We start from the raw sequence: 15,028 nt of genomic DNA, 5'->3' as shown, positions 1-15,028 counted from the left end.
CAACCAGCCATGCTCGACATGCTGGGAGTGAGTTCATGTCTTCTTCTATGTCCACCGACGCCTCTGCAACATCGACCCCGCCAACGTCGGAAACGCCGACGACGCGTGAGCTGATGTCACGCCTGTGGCGCAGCACCTTGCCGATGACACTCGGCATCATGGGATTGCTGGGCTTCAACCTGGTCGATGCCGCCTTCGTCTCGCATCTGGGCACCGCGCCGCTGGCCGCGCAATCCTTCACCTTCCCGCTGACCTTTCTGATCATCGGGGTGCAGGTCGGCATGGGCATCGCAATCGCCGCGATCGTCTCGCGCACCCTGGGCGCCGAGGATGAGGCGCGTGCCCGGCGTCTGGGCGGTGTGGTGCTGCTGGGGTCCGGTGTGTTGATGGCACTGCTGATGCTGCTGTTGTGGGTCATCAGGGTGCCGGCCTTCGAGTTGCTGGGTGCCAATGCCACTGAAATGACGCTGATCGAGGTCTATTGGGGCCCATCGCTGATCGCCAGCTGGCTGGGGGCCATGGCCTATGTGCTCTACAGCCTGTTCCGCGCCCACGGCGATACGCGTCTGCCGGGCGAGATGATGCTGCTGACCAGTGTCTTCAACCTGGTGCTGGACCCGCTGCTGATCTTCGGCGCGGGGCCGCTGCCCGGCTTCGGTCTGGCGGGGGCTGCCTGGGCGACCGTACTCTCCTTCGGGGCCGGGCTTGCCATCACGGCATTCAAGCTCTCGCGCCGCGACTGGATGGAATACCGCGGCCTGTGGGCCGAATGGCAGGCCTCGCGCCGTCAGCTGGCGGGAATCGCGATACCCGCGATTCTGTGCCAGATGATGCCGGCACTCTCCGCGATGCTGGTCACCGCCATCGTCGCGGGACTGGGCCAGACGGAGGTGGCCGCCTGGGGGATCGCCTCACGCCTGGAAACCTTCTCGCTGATCGTGGTGCTGGCCCTGACCATGTCGCTGCCGCCGTGGCTCGGGCGCTGTTATGGCGCCGGCCGTTGGCAGGAAATTCGCCGCCTGATGAACCTGGCAGCCCGCGTGGTGGTGATCTGGCAGTTGGTGCTGGGCATCATCGCCGCAGTGCTGGCGACACCGCTGGCCTATGTGCTGGTGGGCAGTGACGAGGTCTCGGCAGCGCTGGCGGTCCTGCTGCCGTGGATGTTGCCCAGTTACTCCTTCCTCGGCATCTGCATGCTGGTCGTGTCGGCTGCCAACGCGCTGGGGTGGCCGCTGCGTGCCACGGCGTTGTCCTTCGTGCGTCTCTTCATCTGCTTCATGCCGGCGGTATGGCTGGGGGCACATCTGGATGGGCTGCGTGGTGTCGCCATCGGCTCGGCGATCGGCAACCTGCTGGCGGGTGTGGTGGCATGGCGCGTCTATCGTCAGGCCCTGGGCGACCGCGGCAAGTCAGTGCGTCGCCATGCCTATGTCGCGACGACCTGATCGCCCGGACCCTCATGGCGTCCAGCACGAGCGCTCCCTTGAGATGTCAGGCGCCATTCAGAAGATTCTGTCCGGAAGTTCCTGCTGGAGTCCCTGCCAGTAGGCCTTGCCAGAAGCCCCGTCAGCAGTCCCGCTGAGAAGCACCGAAAGCGGCCATTCCAAAAATGGCCGCTTTTTTGATTTTTATCACTGCCATGATGCGAAATTTACCTGCTTATTTTCTGATATAGGGTCTCATAACAGAATATTAACCGTGGTTTGCGCCTCTATACTGGATGCATTCAGGCCAAGCCACTGTGAGTCGCCTTGTCGACCGGTGTTGGCCTTCATCGTCTTTATTCGCTGCCGAGTGCGCGAATACGCCTGTCATTTGCCGTGGGGCGCGGCTTGCAGTCATGGGGTAGGCCAACATGAAGATTCTTGTACTCGGTAGCGGCGTCGTCGGTGTCACCAGTGCCTATTATCTGGCGCGTCAGGGGCATGAGGTCACGGTCGTCGACCGTCAGGCCAGCCCCGCGATGGAAACCAGCTACGGCAACGCCGGTCAGGTCTCTTTCGGCTTCTCCTCGCCGTGGGCAGCGCCGGGCATTCCGCAGAAAGCCGTCAAGTGGATGTTCCAGGAGCATGCGCCGCTCAAGATCCAGCCGCGCATGGACCCGCAGATGGCCAAGTTCATGGTCAAGATGTTCGCCAACTGCAACGCCGACCGCTATGCCGTCAACAAGGAGCGCATGGTGCGTGTCTCCGAGTACAGCCGCGCCTGCATCAACGCCCTGCGCGAAGAGACCGGACTGCGTTACGAAGACCGCCAGAAGGGGCTGTTGCAGCTGTTTCGTACCCAGGCGCAGGTCGATGCCGTGCAGAGCGACATGAAGGTGCTGGCGGGCTGTGGCGTGCGCCACCAGCTGCTGGACGCCGACGCCTGTGCCACGGTGGAGCCCGCTCTGACCCGCGTACCGGGCAAGTTCATCGCCGGCCTGCACCTGCCGGATGACCAGACCGGCGATTGCCATCTGTTCACCAATCGGCTGGCGGATTACTGCCGCGACACCCTGGGCGTCAATTTCGTCTTCAATACCACCATTCAGCGCATCCAGCGCAGCGGTAGCCGCATCGAGAAGGTCATCACCGACCGTGGCGAGATGACGGCTGACAGCTACGTGATGTGTCTGGGCAGCTACTCGCCGTTCCTGGCGCGTGATCTGGATCTGGACCTGCCGATCTATCCGGTCAAGGGCTACAGCCTGACCGTGCCGATCATCAATGCCGATGCTGCACCGCAGTCCACCGTGATGGACGAGACCTTCAAGGTCGCGCTGACGCGCTTCGATGACCGTATCCGCGTCGGTGGCACCGCCGAGCTGGCCTCGTTCGATCTTTCCTTGATCGAGAAGCGCCGTGCGACCATCAACATGGTGGTGCGTGATGTATTCCCGGAAGCCGGTGACTATGCGCGGGCGGAATTCTGGGCCGGCCTGCGTCCGATGACGCCGGATTCCACGCCGATCATCGGTGGCACCAAGTACGACAATCTGTGGTTGAACACCGGACACGGCACCCTGGGCTGGACCATGAGCTGCGGCAGTGCGAGTCTGTTGGCGGACCTGGTGGATGGTCGCAAGCCCACCATCGACCCCAACGGTCTCAGTCTTGGTCGCTACGCTGCCTGATGCTCAGAGCAGTGTCTGTGTCTGTGACCTGATACTCAGAGCAGTGTCTGTGACAGTGAGAGTGTCAGTGGCTGCGCCAGGGTCTGCCAGGCAGTGCGTACTGCCGTGTAGTCGTCTTTTTTCGAGTGTCTCTCCGTCAACTGATTGAACAAGGAATTGCGCATGACCAAGCAGATTATCTCTACCAAGTCCGCACCGGCTGCCATCGGCCCGTATTCCCAGGCGGTGCGCACGGGTAATCTGGTGTTCCTGTCCGGCCAGATCCCGCTGGACCCGGCGACCATGGAAGTGGTGGAAGGCGGTTTTGAAGCCCAGGCAGACCAGGTGTTCCGCAATCTCAAGGCGGTGTGTGAAGCTTCCGGTGGCAGCCTGGATCAACTGGTCAAGGTCAATCTGTTCCTGACCGATCTCAGCAACTTCGCCGTGGTCAACACGCTGATGGAGCAGTACTTCAGCCAGCCGTATCCGGCGCGTGCGGCCGTCGGCGTCAAGGAGCTGCCCAAGGGCGTGCTGTTTGAAGCAGAAGGTGTACTGGCACTCTCCTGATCGCTCGTCGATTGTCGGTCTTAACGAGCGGCCGCTCTGAACCAGTGGCCGCTCTGAACGAACGACTGGCGCGATCGATGCCTTGTCTCTCACTCCCCTCGCTGATTCATCAGCGGGGGGAGTGTCGTTTCAGGGGGTCGTGACGCCCTCTAGGCAGCTTGAGCGTGACATTTGGCGCCAGCATGATTAGCGTAAGGCTAAATGAGCCAGCGCCCAGCGCTGACTCTCGGAGCATCGCGGACGAACCCTTCAAGGAGCAACACCATGGCGCAGTCAGACACAGGCACCCGTGAACCCGGCATACGGCTGCGTCAGCTGGAAATGCTGTGGGCGGTGATCGAGTGTGGCTCGATGAAAGGCGGTGCCGCACAACTGGGGATCAGCGTGCCGGTGGTCTCGCGGGGCTTGGCACAACTCGAGCAGACGCTGGGCTATTCGTTGTTTCTGCGCGAGGGTGGCAAGCTGGTGCCGACCCCGGAAGCCGAGCGCCTGACGCCATCACTCGCCCGGATGTTCAGTGCTCAATCCGAGCTCAGGCGACTGGCCTTCGGGCCGGGCAGCGGCAAGCGTCCGCGTCTCGTGCTGGCGGTGACGCCTGGTCTGGAGGCCTTCAGTGCCGGTTGGCTGACACGCATCGCGGCCAGTGAAGCCTTGAGTGAGTGGCTGCCAAGCCTGGAAGTGCTCGAGGTGTCGCAGCATGATCTCGCCATCCGCGAGGGGCGGGTCGCGATGGCGGTGAGCCTGGAAGCGCCGCCGGAGCCCCAGGGCGGCAAGCGTGCCAAGACGGCGGCGGCACGCGCCCGCGAGCTCAAGGCCAGCCTGCGTCAGCGTGCGCGCGAGGAGACGACACTCATCGAAGGCGATGACGACGAGGCAAAGCCTACCGCCAAGGCTGCCATGCCCGAGCTGGGGGATACGCCGGAGTTGCCGTTTGACGTCGAGGATGATGCGCACAATGCCGAAGGGGCCGCTTCCCGCAGCGGGACAGGTGAAGAGGCCAGTGACGAGGCGCAAGCCGAGGCACCGCCCGCGCTGAAGCTGCCCTTGATGCTGCTGTGGCCCTCACGCTGGCCGCTGCTGGACAAGCCGCTGACCCTTGCACGCCTCAATGAACGCCCCTTCGTGGATCTGCCGGAAACCAGCAGTCAGGGGCGCTTGATTCGTGGGCTGCTCAAGCGAGAGCGCGTGACGCCGGCGAGTCTGCTGGAAGTCGCTACGCCGGCCAGCGCCGGGCGTCTGGCGCGCGCGGGCAGTGCCGCCACCATCATTGATGCGCTGTCGGCGCAGCAGGTGCTCGAGGATGCCAGAGGCGACCTGATCGGCCTGCCGCTCTCGATGCGCAGCGAGCGCTATCTGGAGCTCAAGTGGCAGTTGCCGACGGCCGAGGAAGGGGAGTCGCTGCACGCGGTGCAGGCCTTGCTGGTCAGCCTGCTCGAAGAGGAGGTGGCGGCGAGTCTTGCCCGCTTGCCGCTGGCAGACGAGGAAGGCTGATGGCGCAGGCGCCTGGCTGAAGCCTTGCCTCAGAGTAGAGAGCAGACCAGACAGTAAGTCAGACAACCGACCATTAAAAAACCCCGCCGATTGGCGGGGTTTTTCTTGTCTTTCACGACAGCGCTCGTTCGGGCTCAGCTCTTGACGACGGTCGCGATGGCCTTGGCCACGTAGGGCAGGTTCTCGGTGGAGAAGCCGGCCACGTTGGCACGCCCGGAGCGCACCATGTAGATGCCGAACTCGTCACGCAGGCGATCGACCTGTTCCGGCGAAAGGCCGGTGTAGGAGAACATGCCACGCTGTTCGGCGATGAAGGCGAACTGCTCGTCCAGACCATACGGCTTGAGCGCCTCGACGAAGTCACGACGCAGGCCGTTGATGCGCTCACGCATCTCGGTCAGCTCGCTTTTCCACTCGCCACGCAGGGTGTCGTCCTCGAGGATATCGATGACCACCGCACCGCCATGCGCCGGCGGGTTGGAGTAGTTCTCGCGCGCGGTGATCGCGGCCTGGGAGCGCACGTCGAGCATTCTCTCCTCGTCCTTGGCGATCAGGATCAGGCAGCCGGTGCGCTCGCAGTAGATGCCGAAGTTCTTGGAGCAGGAGCTGGTGATGATGGCTTCATCGACATTCTCGGCCAGCAGGCGCACGCCGTAGGCGTCTTCTTCCAGACCGTCACCGAAGCCCTGGTAGGCGAAGTCGATCAGCGGCAGCAGCTTGCGCGCCTGGACGACTTCCAGCACCTGGTCCCACTGCTCGCGGCTCAGATCGAAACCGGTCGGGTTGTGGCAGCAGGCGTGCAGCAGCACCACGTCACCTTCCGGGATGGTCTTGAGCGTCGCCAGCATGCCATCGAAGTCGAGGCGGTTGTTCTCGTCGACGTAGGGGTAGCTGTGGCGCGTCACGCCAGCGGCGTCGAAGATGCCCAGGTGGTTCGGCCAGGTCGGGGTAGACAGCCAGATATCACGGCCCTTGAGGTTGCTGGCGATGAAGTCCGCGGCCAGACGCAGGGCACCGGTACCGCCGGGCGCCTGGGTGGCGCTGGCGCGATTGGCGGCCAGCACCGGCGACTCGGCGCCCAGCACCATCGGTAGCACGACCTTGCCGAAGCGCGGGTCGCCGTGAGAACCGATGTAGGTCTTGGTGGCCTCGTTCTCGACCAGGCGGCTCTCGGCCTGCTTGACCGCACGCATGACCGGCGTATTGCCGTTGGCATCGCGATAGACGCCCACGCCGAGGTCGACCTTCTGCGGGTTGGTGTCCTTGTTGAAGGCTTCGATCAGGCCGAGGATGGCATCCCCGGGTACACGCGCAATCTGCTCGAACATCTTATTTCGCTACCTCGTCGGTTCTGGCGGCCATGATGAAATCGTTCTTGTGCAGACCCTTCATCTGGTGGGACCACCAGGTCACGGTGACCTTGCCCCACTCGGTGAGAAGTGCCGGGTGGTGCCCGACTTCCTCGGCAATCTCGCCTACGCGATTGGTGAATGCCAGTGCCTGCTTGAAATTGCGGAACGTGAAGCACCGTTCCAGTTGCATGATGCCATCGCGATTGAGCAACTGCCACTCGGGAATGGCGGTCTTGAGCGTCTCGATGTCGCTATCGCTGACCTTGGGCGCATCGAAGCTGCAGGCTTCACAGGACTGTCTGGCGAGTTCGGTCATGTCACTATCTCCGGCTTGAGGAAAGAGGGGGCTGGTGAAAAGGCGTACCCCTTGGGGCAAGGGCGTCGGTGCGATCAGCGCCGGTGCGATCAATGTCTGTGCGATCAACGTGGTGCGAAGCGCGGCGTCTTGAGGCCGAGAGCCATCGCCTCGTGGACCAGCGCCATGATGTCGCGACTGGCGAGTTCATGCAGATCGTCCAGTGACTCCAGAACGTAGTAGAGCGGCTGCAGGATGTCGATGCGGTACGGGGTGCGCAGTGCCTCGACGGCATCGAAGGGCAGATGCGCGGGGCGCTCGAGACTCTCCGCAAGCTCACCCAGGGCGTAGCGGGTCTCGCGCGGCGAGGAGATGATGCCACCGCCGTAGAGGCGCAGCGCATGACTGCCATCGGGTTGAGTCTCGCGCAGCATGCCGAATTCCACCGTCATCCAGTAGAGGCGGGCCAGATAGACGCGCTCTTCCTTGCTGGCGGCGAGGCCGAGGCGTCCGTAGGTGGCGGTGAATTCGGCGAAGGCGGGGTGGGTGAGCATCGGGCAGTGGCCGAAGATCTCGTGGAAGATGTCCGGCTCCTGCAGATAGTCGAGTTCTTCCGGGGAGCGGATGAAGGTGGCGACCGGGAAGCGCCGCTCGGCGAGCAGCTCGAAGAAGCGCGTGAAGGGGATCAAGGCCGGCACGCGAGCGGTTCGCCAGCCGGTGGCGGCCTCGAGGACACGATCGATCTCGCCAAGCTGGGGGATGCGGTCCTCCGGCAGGGCAAGGCGCTCGAGCCCTTGCCGATACTCGCGACAGACACGCCCCTCGACCAGCGCCATCTGGCGCGCCATCAGTGTCTGCCAGGTAGAGTTCTCCTGATCGCTGTAATGGATCCTGCCCCGGGCATCCGGCTCATGGGCCACGTAGCGGGTGCCCTTGGCCTTGGTTTGCGAGCCGGGCTGAGCTTTTTGGGATGTCTGTGGCCAATGACGACCCTGCGGTGCGTTCATGCAACCTCCCCAACCAGATGGCGGCGCTGCCGAGCATGCTGCCGTGTTGTCATTATGGCGTACATGCCAGTCCTTGCATGTCGATGACAACGCTAGGCCTTGTCGGGTGGCGTTGACCAGTGGTCAGGCGTGGCTCTGCGCCGCAGATAACGCTGCGTTGGCGCGTGTCTTGTCACATATTTGTGACGCTGGAGCGGTAATCGGGCGCATCCTGTGCCATTCGGGCGTTCGTGCACTGCTGTGTCGCCGTCTTTTGTAAGGAATGCTTTACGACGTTTTTGATAACGCTTACGTTAACGTCACTCAGCTGTCCGTTACTCAGCTGTCCGTCGCTAAGCCGCCCGTCACTCGAGCGACACCGCCAGGCCGGCGACACCATTTCGATGACTATGCCAACAAGAATTCCAACGACAATGCCGAGAACGCCATGCGCCTCAAACTGACCTGTCAGAATCGAATCGGGATTCTGCGCGACATCCTGGCCCCCTTTGCCGATTACGGCCTCAACGTGCTGCGCGGTGAGGTCGGCGGGGAGGCCAACAACTCCATCTATCTGCATGTGCCCAACATGCTGCGCATGCAGCTCTCGACCCTGAAGCCGACCCTCGAGGAGATTCCCGGGGTCTTCAAGGTCAGTCGCGTCAGTCTGATGCCCACCGAGCGACGCCATCTGGAGCTCAATGCACTGCTGTCATCGCTGTCAGACCCGGTGATGTCCATCGACATGGATGGGCGCGTGGTGGCGGCCAATCGCGCGGCGGGCAAGTTGCTCGGGGTGCGCATCGATGAGGTGCCGGGGCTGGCGCTGACGCGTCATGTCCAGGATGTCGACCTGCCGGAACTGATCCGGCGCAACAATGCTCGCGTCAATGGCCTGCGCCTGCGGGTGGGGGAGGAGACCTTCCTCGCCGATATCGCGCCACTGCACACCGAGAATGAGGATGTCGCCTCGCTGGCGGGCGCCGTGGTCACCCTGCATCGTGCAGACCGCCTGGGCTCGCGTATCTATCAGATCCAGCGCACCGAGGTGCGCGGCTTCGAAGCGATATTCCAGGCGAGCCGTCAGCTGTCGGCAGTGGTCAAGGAGGCTCGCCGCATGGCACCGCTGGATGCGCCGCTCTTGATCGAGGGCGAGACCGGCACCGGCAAGGAGCTGCTGGCGCGGGCCTGCCACCTGGCTAGCCCCCGCGGCCAGGCACCCTTCATGGCGCTCAATTGCGCGGGGCTGCCGGAATCGATGGCCGAGACGGAGCTGTTCGGTTATGCCCCTGGCGCCTTCGAGGGCGCGCGCCCGGAGGGCAAGCTGGGCCTGCTGGAGCTGACCAGCGGCGGCACCATCTTCCTGGATGAGGTCGGCGAGATGAGTCCGCGCATGCAGGTCAAGCTGCTGCGCTTTTTGCAGGACGGCGGTTTCCGGCGTGTCGGCAGCGATGAGGAGACCTTCCTCGATGTGCGCGTGATCTGCGCCACCCAACAGGACCTGCCGGCACTGTGCAGCGAAGGGCGCTTCCGCCACGACCTCTTCCATCGCCTCAATGTACTGTGTGTGCAGATCCCGCCGCTCAGGGAATGTCTGGATGGACTCGAGGAGCTGGCGCGGCATTTTCTCGAGCGGGCGGTGCGTCAGATCGGCGCTCGCGTGCGGGATATCTCGCCCGAGGCCATGGCGCGCCTGCAGGGCTATCACTGGCCGGGCAACGTGCGTCAGCTGGAGAACGTGCTGTTCCAGGCCGTCTCGCTGTGCGATGGCGAGGTGATCGAGGCGCAGCATCTGCGCCTGACCGGTGAGGCGCGTGATGAGGGGCTCGACAACATCGACCTGACCGGCAGTCTGGGCGATATCCATGACGAGGTCGAACGGCGCATCCTGGCGCATCTCTACCCCGAGTACCCGTCCAGCCGATTGCTGGCCAAGCGTCTGGGGGTCTCGCATACCACCATCGCCAACAAGCTCAAGCGTCACGGCATCGCGCAGGAATGACCCGCGGCGCAGGTGATGACGGGAGAGAAAAGACAACAGGGCGAGAGCAAAGCAGACGAGCCGCAAAAGAAGAAAGAGGAGAAGGGGAAGAAGACAAGTCAGAAGACAGGCAAGAAGACAGGCAAGAAGACAGAGACGCAGAGGCGCTTAAATGCGTGTTTGAATATCGGAATTGGTGAATTGTTTTGCTCGCTAATAAAGGGTATGATTCTCATATTGTTAGCAAGCTAATATAGGTGGCGTCTGATATCGCCGGCAACAGCCGCCCTGACGCCGCACCAATCAAGGCTCTCGTGGGTCTTCCGCTCAGTACCGATGAGGGGAAGTGTCATGGGAGCCTTCATGTCGAGAGATGATACATGAACGCACATTCTCCGGGGACGGATTCGACACAGGAAATCCCGTTTCACGAGCAGATCAAGCCCTCGCTGGGTGGCCAGGTCGGTCGGGTCCACCGTCTCTGGCGCACCGCCATCACCAGCGCGGTGCGTAGCCTGGACATGACAGAATCGCGCTGGACGGTCATGGTCCATCTGGAAAAGCTCGGCGAGGGCTGTACCCAACAGATGCTGGCCAGCGAGCTGGGCATCGAGATGCCGTCGCTGACACGCACCCTCAACCAGCTCGAGGCTCAGCAGCTGATTGCGCGCGTGCCGCACGAGACCGACAAGCGGGCGCGATGCCTGTGGTTCACCGAGCAAGGCCGCCAGTGCCTGACACAGTTGACGGAGCGCATCGAGCGAGTGCGTGCCGAGCTGTACGTCGGCTTCGATGACGAAGCGCTCAATGCCTTCGCCCGCACTCTGCTCCAGTTCGAAGACAATGCCAGTGCCAGCATCGCGCGCTCCCAGGCTGAATATCAGCGGAGTCGTCAGGGGTGACATCCGATCAGCGCTTTCGGCGCTGGGTGCGGGGAGCCTTGCTGATCGCCGCATTCAGTTTCGTGTATTTCCTGATCGCGGACCTGTGGATGCCGATGACGTCCCAGGCGCGCGTGATGCACCCGGTGGTCAGTGTGGCATCGCGGGTCAGTGGTCGTATCGATGAGGTGCTGGTCCACGACAACCAGCATGTCGAGGCGGGCGATGTGCTGTTTCGTATTGATGCAAAGCCATATCAGCTGGCCGTGCAGCAGGCGGAGTTGGCGCTGGAAGCCGCTATTCAGGCCAATCAACAGCTGGATGCCTCGATTCTGGCGGCCAAGGCGCAGCTCGAGCAGAGCCGTGTCAGCGAGGAAGAGCAGCGGCTGGAGATGGCGCGCGTCACGCGGTTGATCAAGTCGCACAGCATCTCGCGCCAGCAGTACGATCAGACACGTGCCAGCTATCAGGGCGCGCAGGCGACGGTCAGGGCCGATAAGGCCGATCTGGCAGCGCTCAAGGTGCAGCGGGGCCTGACGGGTGACGATAACCTGAGCCTGCGTCAGGCGCGCAATGCGCTGGAGCAGGCGCGTCTCGATCTGGCCTATACCGAGGTGCGCGCCCGCGAGGCCGGGACGGTGTCCAACATGCAGCTGGTGGCCGGTGCCTACGCCAGCACCGGCCAGGCGCGGCTGGCCATCGTGGCCGATCGTGCCGATGTCATTGCCGACTTTCGCGAGAAGTCTCTGTCACGCGTCGCGATCGGCGATCAGGCAAGCATCATCTTCGATGCGCAGCCGGGGCGGGTCTTCGCGGCAACGCTTTCATCGCGGGATTCAGGCGTACAGGCGGGACAGCTCAACGCCGATGGCTATCTGGCCGCCCCCGAGGACAGCGACCGTTGGGTGCGTGATGCCCAGCGCATGCGCGTCCATCTCGTGATGCCGAGGGCTCATGGCCTCTCGCTCAGCCAGCTGCCGACCGGCTCGCGCGCCACCGTACAGCTGTTCCCCGTGGCCGGACCAGCCAGCTGGCTGGCGCATGCCCAGGCGCGTGCGGTCAGCCTGCTGCATTACATCTATTGAGGCGGCGGCATGTTGGCGAATGCATTGCGTGACCGGCTGTCCCGTCTGTGGACACGTGGCGAGACCTTACCGCGCGTCGAGGGTGGTGAGCCACTCCTGAGCGAGAACGATGTCCAGCAGTGCCTGCGGATCGCCTTCGGCGGCACCCTGGGCTTCGTGCTGCTCAAGTGGATGGATTGGACCTACGGCACCTTCTTCGTGGTCAACCCGATTCTGCTGCTGGCCCTGGTGCCGGTACTGAACGCCTCCATCGCGCGGCAGTTTCTGGCCAGCGTCTTTCTCAACAACGCCTTCACCCTCGTCGTGCAGGGGCTGTTCGGTGACAACCCGGCAATCATGTTGCTGCTGGTGCTTGGCATGCAGCTGGTGCTGTTCAACTGCATGAGCCGCGGGCCATTGTTCCTGTTCGGTGCCCTGAGTGTGGTCGGCATGCATGTGCAGCTGAATTTCGCCAGCTACCCGAGCACGGATATCAGTGATCTGGTGTGGTGCAACTTCGTCGGTGGCGGCACCACGCTTTCGATCGTGGCCCTGATGCATTACTGCTTCCCGGACAAGGCGCCGCGCCAGCCGCCGTCACGAAGTGCTGTTGACCACCGCGGTGGCGATGGTGGTCTATGTGATGTTCCAGGTGCTCGATCTGAGCGATTCGCTGTCGGCGCAGATCGCCTCGATCCTGATTCTCTTTCCGATGAACTGGTTCGGTGCCATTCAGGCCAGCATTCGGCGCGCCGCGGGTACGTTGGTGGGCTGCAACGTGGCGGTGGCGATCCAGCTGGTGTTGATGACGCACTATTCGTTGCTGTGGCTGGTAGCGCTGGGGCTCTGGCTGAGCTTGATGCTGTTCGCGCGCCACCATGTTATGGAGCGGGTGGGCTCCGGTGCGGGTCTGGGCGCCATGACCACCATGGCGATCCTGTTTGGCCAGTACATGTCGCCCGACAAGGACCTGATCTACAGCGCGCTCTACCGGACCAGCTCCGTGCTGGTCGCGGTCTGCAGCGCGATGCTGCTGATCTACCTGATGCACGCCCTGCTCAATCGTTTCGCGGCGACGCGTCTGATTCGCCCCGCCTCTTGAGGCAGTCGCCGGTCGAGACTGTCGCCGCACCGAGAGCGGCGGGTCAGCGTGGCGCGTCGTAGCGCCCTGCGGTGCCATGGGTGAACACCACCTGCCACAGCTGCAGCTGGCGGGCGCGGAAGGCGCCTGCGCAGGCGCCGAGATAGTACTCGAACATGCGCTTGTCGCGCGGTGAATAGGTATCGGCCAGCTCATGCCAGTGCTGGTCGAGATTGGCGCGCCACGCCATCAATGTCGGGTCGTAGTCGGCGCCGAAGTTGTGCCAGTCCTCCATCACCAGATGCGCTTCGCTGGCGCGTACCAGCTGGCTGGCGCTGGGCAGCACGCCATTGGGGAAGATATAGCGGTTGACCCAGGGGTCGGCCGAGATATCACTCTGGTTGGAGCCGATGGTATGCAGCACGAAGCGTCCGCCGGAAGTCAGGGTCGCGATAGTCCTTGAGCAGGATCTCCACCGGTAGTCCTGCGCAATGCTCGCGCGCCAGCGCGGCCTGCTCGGCGGAGATGGTGATGCCGACGACCTCCACGCCGTAATGGCGCGCGGCGTAGGCGGCAAGGCTCCCCCAGCCACAGCCGATATCCAGCAGCCGCATGCCGGGCGCCAGCCCCAGCTTGCGACACACCAGATCCAGCTTGGCCTGTTGCGCCTTGCCCAGGTTCTCCGCGCTCACCGGCAGGTCTTTCCAGTAGCCGCAGCTGTAGCACAGGGTGTCATCCAGCATGCGCGTGAAGAGGTCATTGCCGAAGTCATAATGCACCTTGCCGACCACGCCGGCGCGGCGGCGACTCTGCAGATTGATCACTCCGGCCTGCAGTCGATAGGCGATGCGCTCGCTGGTGGTGTGGGCACGACTTCCCAGGCCATGCCGCAGCAGGCGACAGATCATCTCGTCGATCTGCTCGCAGTCCCACCAGCCTTCCATGTAAGCCTCGCCCAGTCCCAGGCTGCCTTGCTTCAGCACCCGCCGGAAGAGGTCCGGATGGCGAACGCGAATGTCCCAGGGATCAGGCCCGTTGAGCCTGACGCCGGAACCTGCCAGCAGATGTTCGACGGTGCGTCGATGACGGGTGTCGGGGAGTGCAACGGGGGCCAGGCGTTGTTCGATACTCATGGAAAAGCCTCCTTGACGGCGCGCGGGCGCAGAGAGTCCTGATGGGTTCGTCATGGCGTATGGCAGTGATCGACAGTCCCCGGGCGATAGGGCTGTCGAACGTCTCGCATGGCTGTGCGCGAGCTTCATGCAGCGATGTTCATGCAGCGAGGTTGCAGGTACAGCGTCCGAGTCGCCACTGGCGTGCCAGCCGGGTGGCTGGTAACAACTTTCTTCACCAGGTGTACGCGGCGATCAGGGGCAGCGCTGGGACAGCTTTCGTCTCAGCATAGTCAAGAGTCGTCTAATGGGGCGGTGCAATTGACTGATTTGTGGGGCAACCGATGGTTGCGGCCTTGGAACTCAAGTGCCGCAGTGTCGGTTTCCCTGGGTCCTCGCCTGGTGTCGGAACGCAAGAAAGCCGCCCCTAGGGGCGGCTTTCTGACGGATGCTGCGCTTTCGCTTTCGCCGTCGTTGCGACTTTCGCTTTCGCGTTCGATCGCGCTGTCAGGTCACGCTACCTGACGGGGAACGCCTCAGCGGCAGCGCACGGTCCAGACGACCTTGTAGCCTTCGCCTTCATGGGTGGCGGCAGCCATTTCGGTATCTTCATTGACGGTGCCGCCTTCCAGCTGGTCATTGCCATCGGCGGCCTTGGCGGTGGCGTCGTGCGGGCCGAAGACGCGCGAATCGAGCACATCGTACTTGTCGCGGTCCTGCTCTTCACATACCTCGAGCGCGCGCTCCTTGACCTGCGCGATGGCATCATCGCGGTCTTCATCGACGGCGCTGACTTCGTAGCGTGTGTCCTGCTTCTCGATCACGCTGGTGTTGCCGCAACCGGCGATGAAGGCGGAGCCGACGAGGGCCAGGGTCATGCAGGAATTGCGCAGGGCGTTGGATGTCAGGGTCATGATCTCTCCTTGAAGTGTCTTTCAAAGCTGTCTTTCAGAACTGTCTTCCAGAGCCGTCGTAAACGGGCTCGGGTCGCAATATCTGTCGTCAAGATGACGCTGACATCAGTACTGGGGGGTATGGGCGCGTGCTTCAAGTGTCGAGATGCATCGACGCTGGCTGTCGCCTGCCGCCAACAGCAGAGGCGCGGGGGCACTGGCGAACGGGCT

At 63.2% G+C, this 15,028-nt stretch carries 12 protein-coding genes and 2 pseudogenes; 9 read left to right on the top strand and 5 right to left on the bottom strand.

Features of this window, described 5'->3' with window-relative positions:
• Positions 1–113 precede the first annotated feature (113 nt).
• The 4 genes from H2O77_RS12635 (at position 114) to H2O77_RS12620 (ending at position 5,152) form a co-directional block, all read left to right on the top strand.
• Entirely contained in the window at positions 114–1,445 is a 1,332-nt protein-coding gene (locus H2O77_RS12635) for an MATE family efflux transporter (RefSeq protein WP_215824600.1), read from the top strand.
• A gap of 410 nt (positions 1,446–1,855) precedes the next feature.
• Positions 1,856–3,115, top strand: coding sequence for a D-amino acid dehydrogenase (locus H2O77_RS12630; RefSeq protein WP_043331286.1), 1,260 nt, complete (start codon positions 1,856–1,858; stop codon positions 3,113–3,115).
• Between the two features lie 162 nt (positions 3,116–3,277).
• Positions 3,278–3,661 carry a RidA family protein gene (locus H2O77_RS12625; protein WP_215823230.1) on the top strand — a complete coding sequence of 128 codons (384 nt, stop codon included), beginning with the start codon at positions 3,278–3,280 and terminating at the stop codon, positions 3,659–3,661.
• A 264-nt stretch (positions 3,662–3,925) separates the two neighbouring features.
• Positions 3,926–5,152 (top strand): LysR family transcriptional regulator, encoded by a 1,227-nt coding sequence (locus tag H2O77_RS12620; protein ID WP_215823229.1) that lies wholly within the window; start codon positions 3,926–3,928, stop codon positions 5,150–5,152.
• A gap of 134 nt (positions 5,153–5,286) precedes the next feature.
• On the opposite strand, the gene H2O77_RS12615 is transcribed toward H2O77_RS12620, so the two are convergent.
• The 3 genes from H2O77_RS12615 to phhA all read right to left on the bottom strand — a co-directional run bounded on the left by H2O77_RS12615 (position 5,287) and on the right by phhA (position 7,806).
• The gene (locus H2O77_RS12615; protein ID WP_215823228.1) at positions 5,287–6,480 is read right to left on the bottom strand and encodes an amino acid aminotransferase; all 1,194 of its coding nucleotides are present in this window, start codon (positions 6,478–6,480) and stop codon (positions 5,287–5,289) included.
• A gap of 1 nt (position 6,481) precedes the next feature.
• Positions 6,482–6,820, bottom strand: coding sequence for a 4a-hydroxytetrahydrobiopterin dehydratase (locus H2O77_RS12610; RefSeq protein WP_215823227.1), 339 nt, complete (start codon positions 6,818–6,820; stop codon positions 6,482–6,484).
• A 104-nt stretch (positions 6,821–6,924) separates the two neighbouring features.
• A complete protein-coding gene (phhA, locus tag H2O77_RS12605) occupies positions 6,925–7,806 on the bottom strand; it encodes a phenylalanine 4-monooxygenase (protein ID WP_215823226.1) in 882 nt (293 codons plus the stop codon).
• A gap of 427 nt (positions 7,807–8,233) precedes the next feature.
• Here phhA and H2O77_RS12600 point away from each other — a divergent pair, with 427 nt between their 5' ends.
• The 5 genes and pseudogenes from H2O77_RS12600 to H2O77_RS17940 all read left to right on the top strand — a co-directional run bounded on the left by H2O77_RS12600 (position 8,234) and on the right by H2O77_RS17940 (position 12,813).
• Positions 8,234–9,787, top strand: coding sequence for a sigma-54-dependent transcriptional regulator (locus H2O77_RS12600; protein ID WP_043331281.1), 1,554 nt, complete (start codon positions 8,234–8,236; stop codon positions 9,785–9,787).
• A gap of 359 nt (positions 9,788–10,146) precedes the next feature.
• Entirely contained in the window at positions 10,147–10,668 is a 522-nt protein-coding gene (locus H2O77_RS12595; protein WP_052384225.1) for a MarR family transcriptional regulator, read from the top strand.
• Positions 10,665–11,732: an HlyD family secretion protein gene (locus tag H2O77_RS12590; RefSeq protein ID WP_215823225.1), complete on the top strand. Its 1,068-nt coding sequence runs from the start codon at positions 10,665–10,667 to the stop codon at positions 11,730–11,732. Before H2O77_RS12595 ends, H2O77_RS12590 begins: the two co-directional genes overlap by 4 nt.
• A gap of 9 nt (positions 11,733–11,741) precedes the next feature.
• Positions 11,742–12,209 (top strand): annotated as a pseudogene (locus tag H2O77_RS17945) (DUF2955 domain-containing protein); the annotation flags it as partial.
• 112 nt (positions 12,210–12,321) lie between these two features.
• Complete coding sequence (locus H2O77_RS17940) at positions 12,322–12,813, top strand: FUSC family protein (RefSeq protein ID WP_240548602.1); 492 nt, start codon at positions 12,322–12,324, stop codon at positions 12,811–12,813.
• A gap of 43 nt (positions 12,814–12,856) precedes the next feature.
• Here the strand turns inward: H2O77_RS17940 and H2O77_RS18125 are convergent.
• Together H2O77_RS18125 and H2O77_RS12575 are read right to left on the bottom strand one after the other, a co-directional pair.
• Positions 12,857–13,535, bottom strand: a pseudogene (locus tag H2O77_RS18125) (class I SAM-dependent methyltransferase).
• Between the two features lie 905 nt (positions 13,536–14,440).
• A complete protein-coding gene (locus H2O77_RS12575) occupies positions 14,441–14,818 on the bottom strand; it encodes a hypothetical protein (RefSeq protein WP_043331278.1) in 378 nt (125 codons plus the stop codon).
• Positions 14,819–15,028: the final 210 nt, after the last annotated feature.

The organism is Cobetia sp. 4B, assembly GCF_018831605.1.
Lineage (GTDB): Bacteria > Pseudomonadota > Gammaproteobacteria > Pseudomonadales > Halomonadaceae > Cobetia > Cobetia amphilecti.
The sequence above is the reverse complement of the archived record's forward strand: the minus strand, read 5'-3'. Positions and strand labels throughout refer to the sequence as shown.

Coding starts and splice junctions, on each gene's coding strand:
- H2O77_RS12635 (WP_215824600.1), top strand. CDS start 114: ATGTCACGCCTGTGGCGCAGCACCTTGCCGATGACACTCGGCATCATG.
- H2O77_RS12630 (WP_043331286.1), top strand. CDS start 1,856: ATGAAGATTCTTGTACTCGGTAGCGGCGTCGTCGGTGTCACCAGTGCC.
- H2O77_RS12625 (WP_215823230.1), top strand. CDS start 3,278: ATGACCAAGCAGATTATCTCTACCAAGTCCGCACCGGCTGCCATCGGC.
- H2O77_RS12620 (WP_215823229.1), top strand. CDS start 3,926: ATGGCGCAGTCAGACACAGGCACCCGTGAACCCGGCATACGGCTGCGT.
- H2O77_RS12615 (WP_215823228.1), bottom strand. CDS start 6,480: ATGTTCGAGCAGATTGCGCGTGTACCCGGGGATGCCATCCTCGGCCTG.
- H2O77_RS12610 (WP_215823227.1), bottom strand. CDS start 6,820: ATGACCGAACTCGCCAGACAGTCCTGTGAAGCCTGCAGCTTCGATGCG.
- phhA (WP_215823226.1), bottom strand. CDS start 7,806: ATGAACGCACCGCAGGGTCGTCATTGGCCACAGACATCCCAAAAAGCT.
- H2O77_RS12600 (WP_043331281.1), top strand. CDS start 8,234: ATGCGCCTCAAACTGACCTGTCAGAATCGAATCGGGATTCTGCGCGAC.
- H2O77_RS12595 (WP_052384225.1), top strand. CDS start 10,147: ATGAACGCACATTCTCCGGGGACGGATTCGACACAGGAAATCCCGTTT.
- H2O77_RS12575 (WP_043331278.1), bottom strand. CDS start 14,818: ATGACCCTGACATCCAACGCCCTGCGCAATTCCTGCATGACCCTGGCC.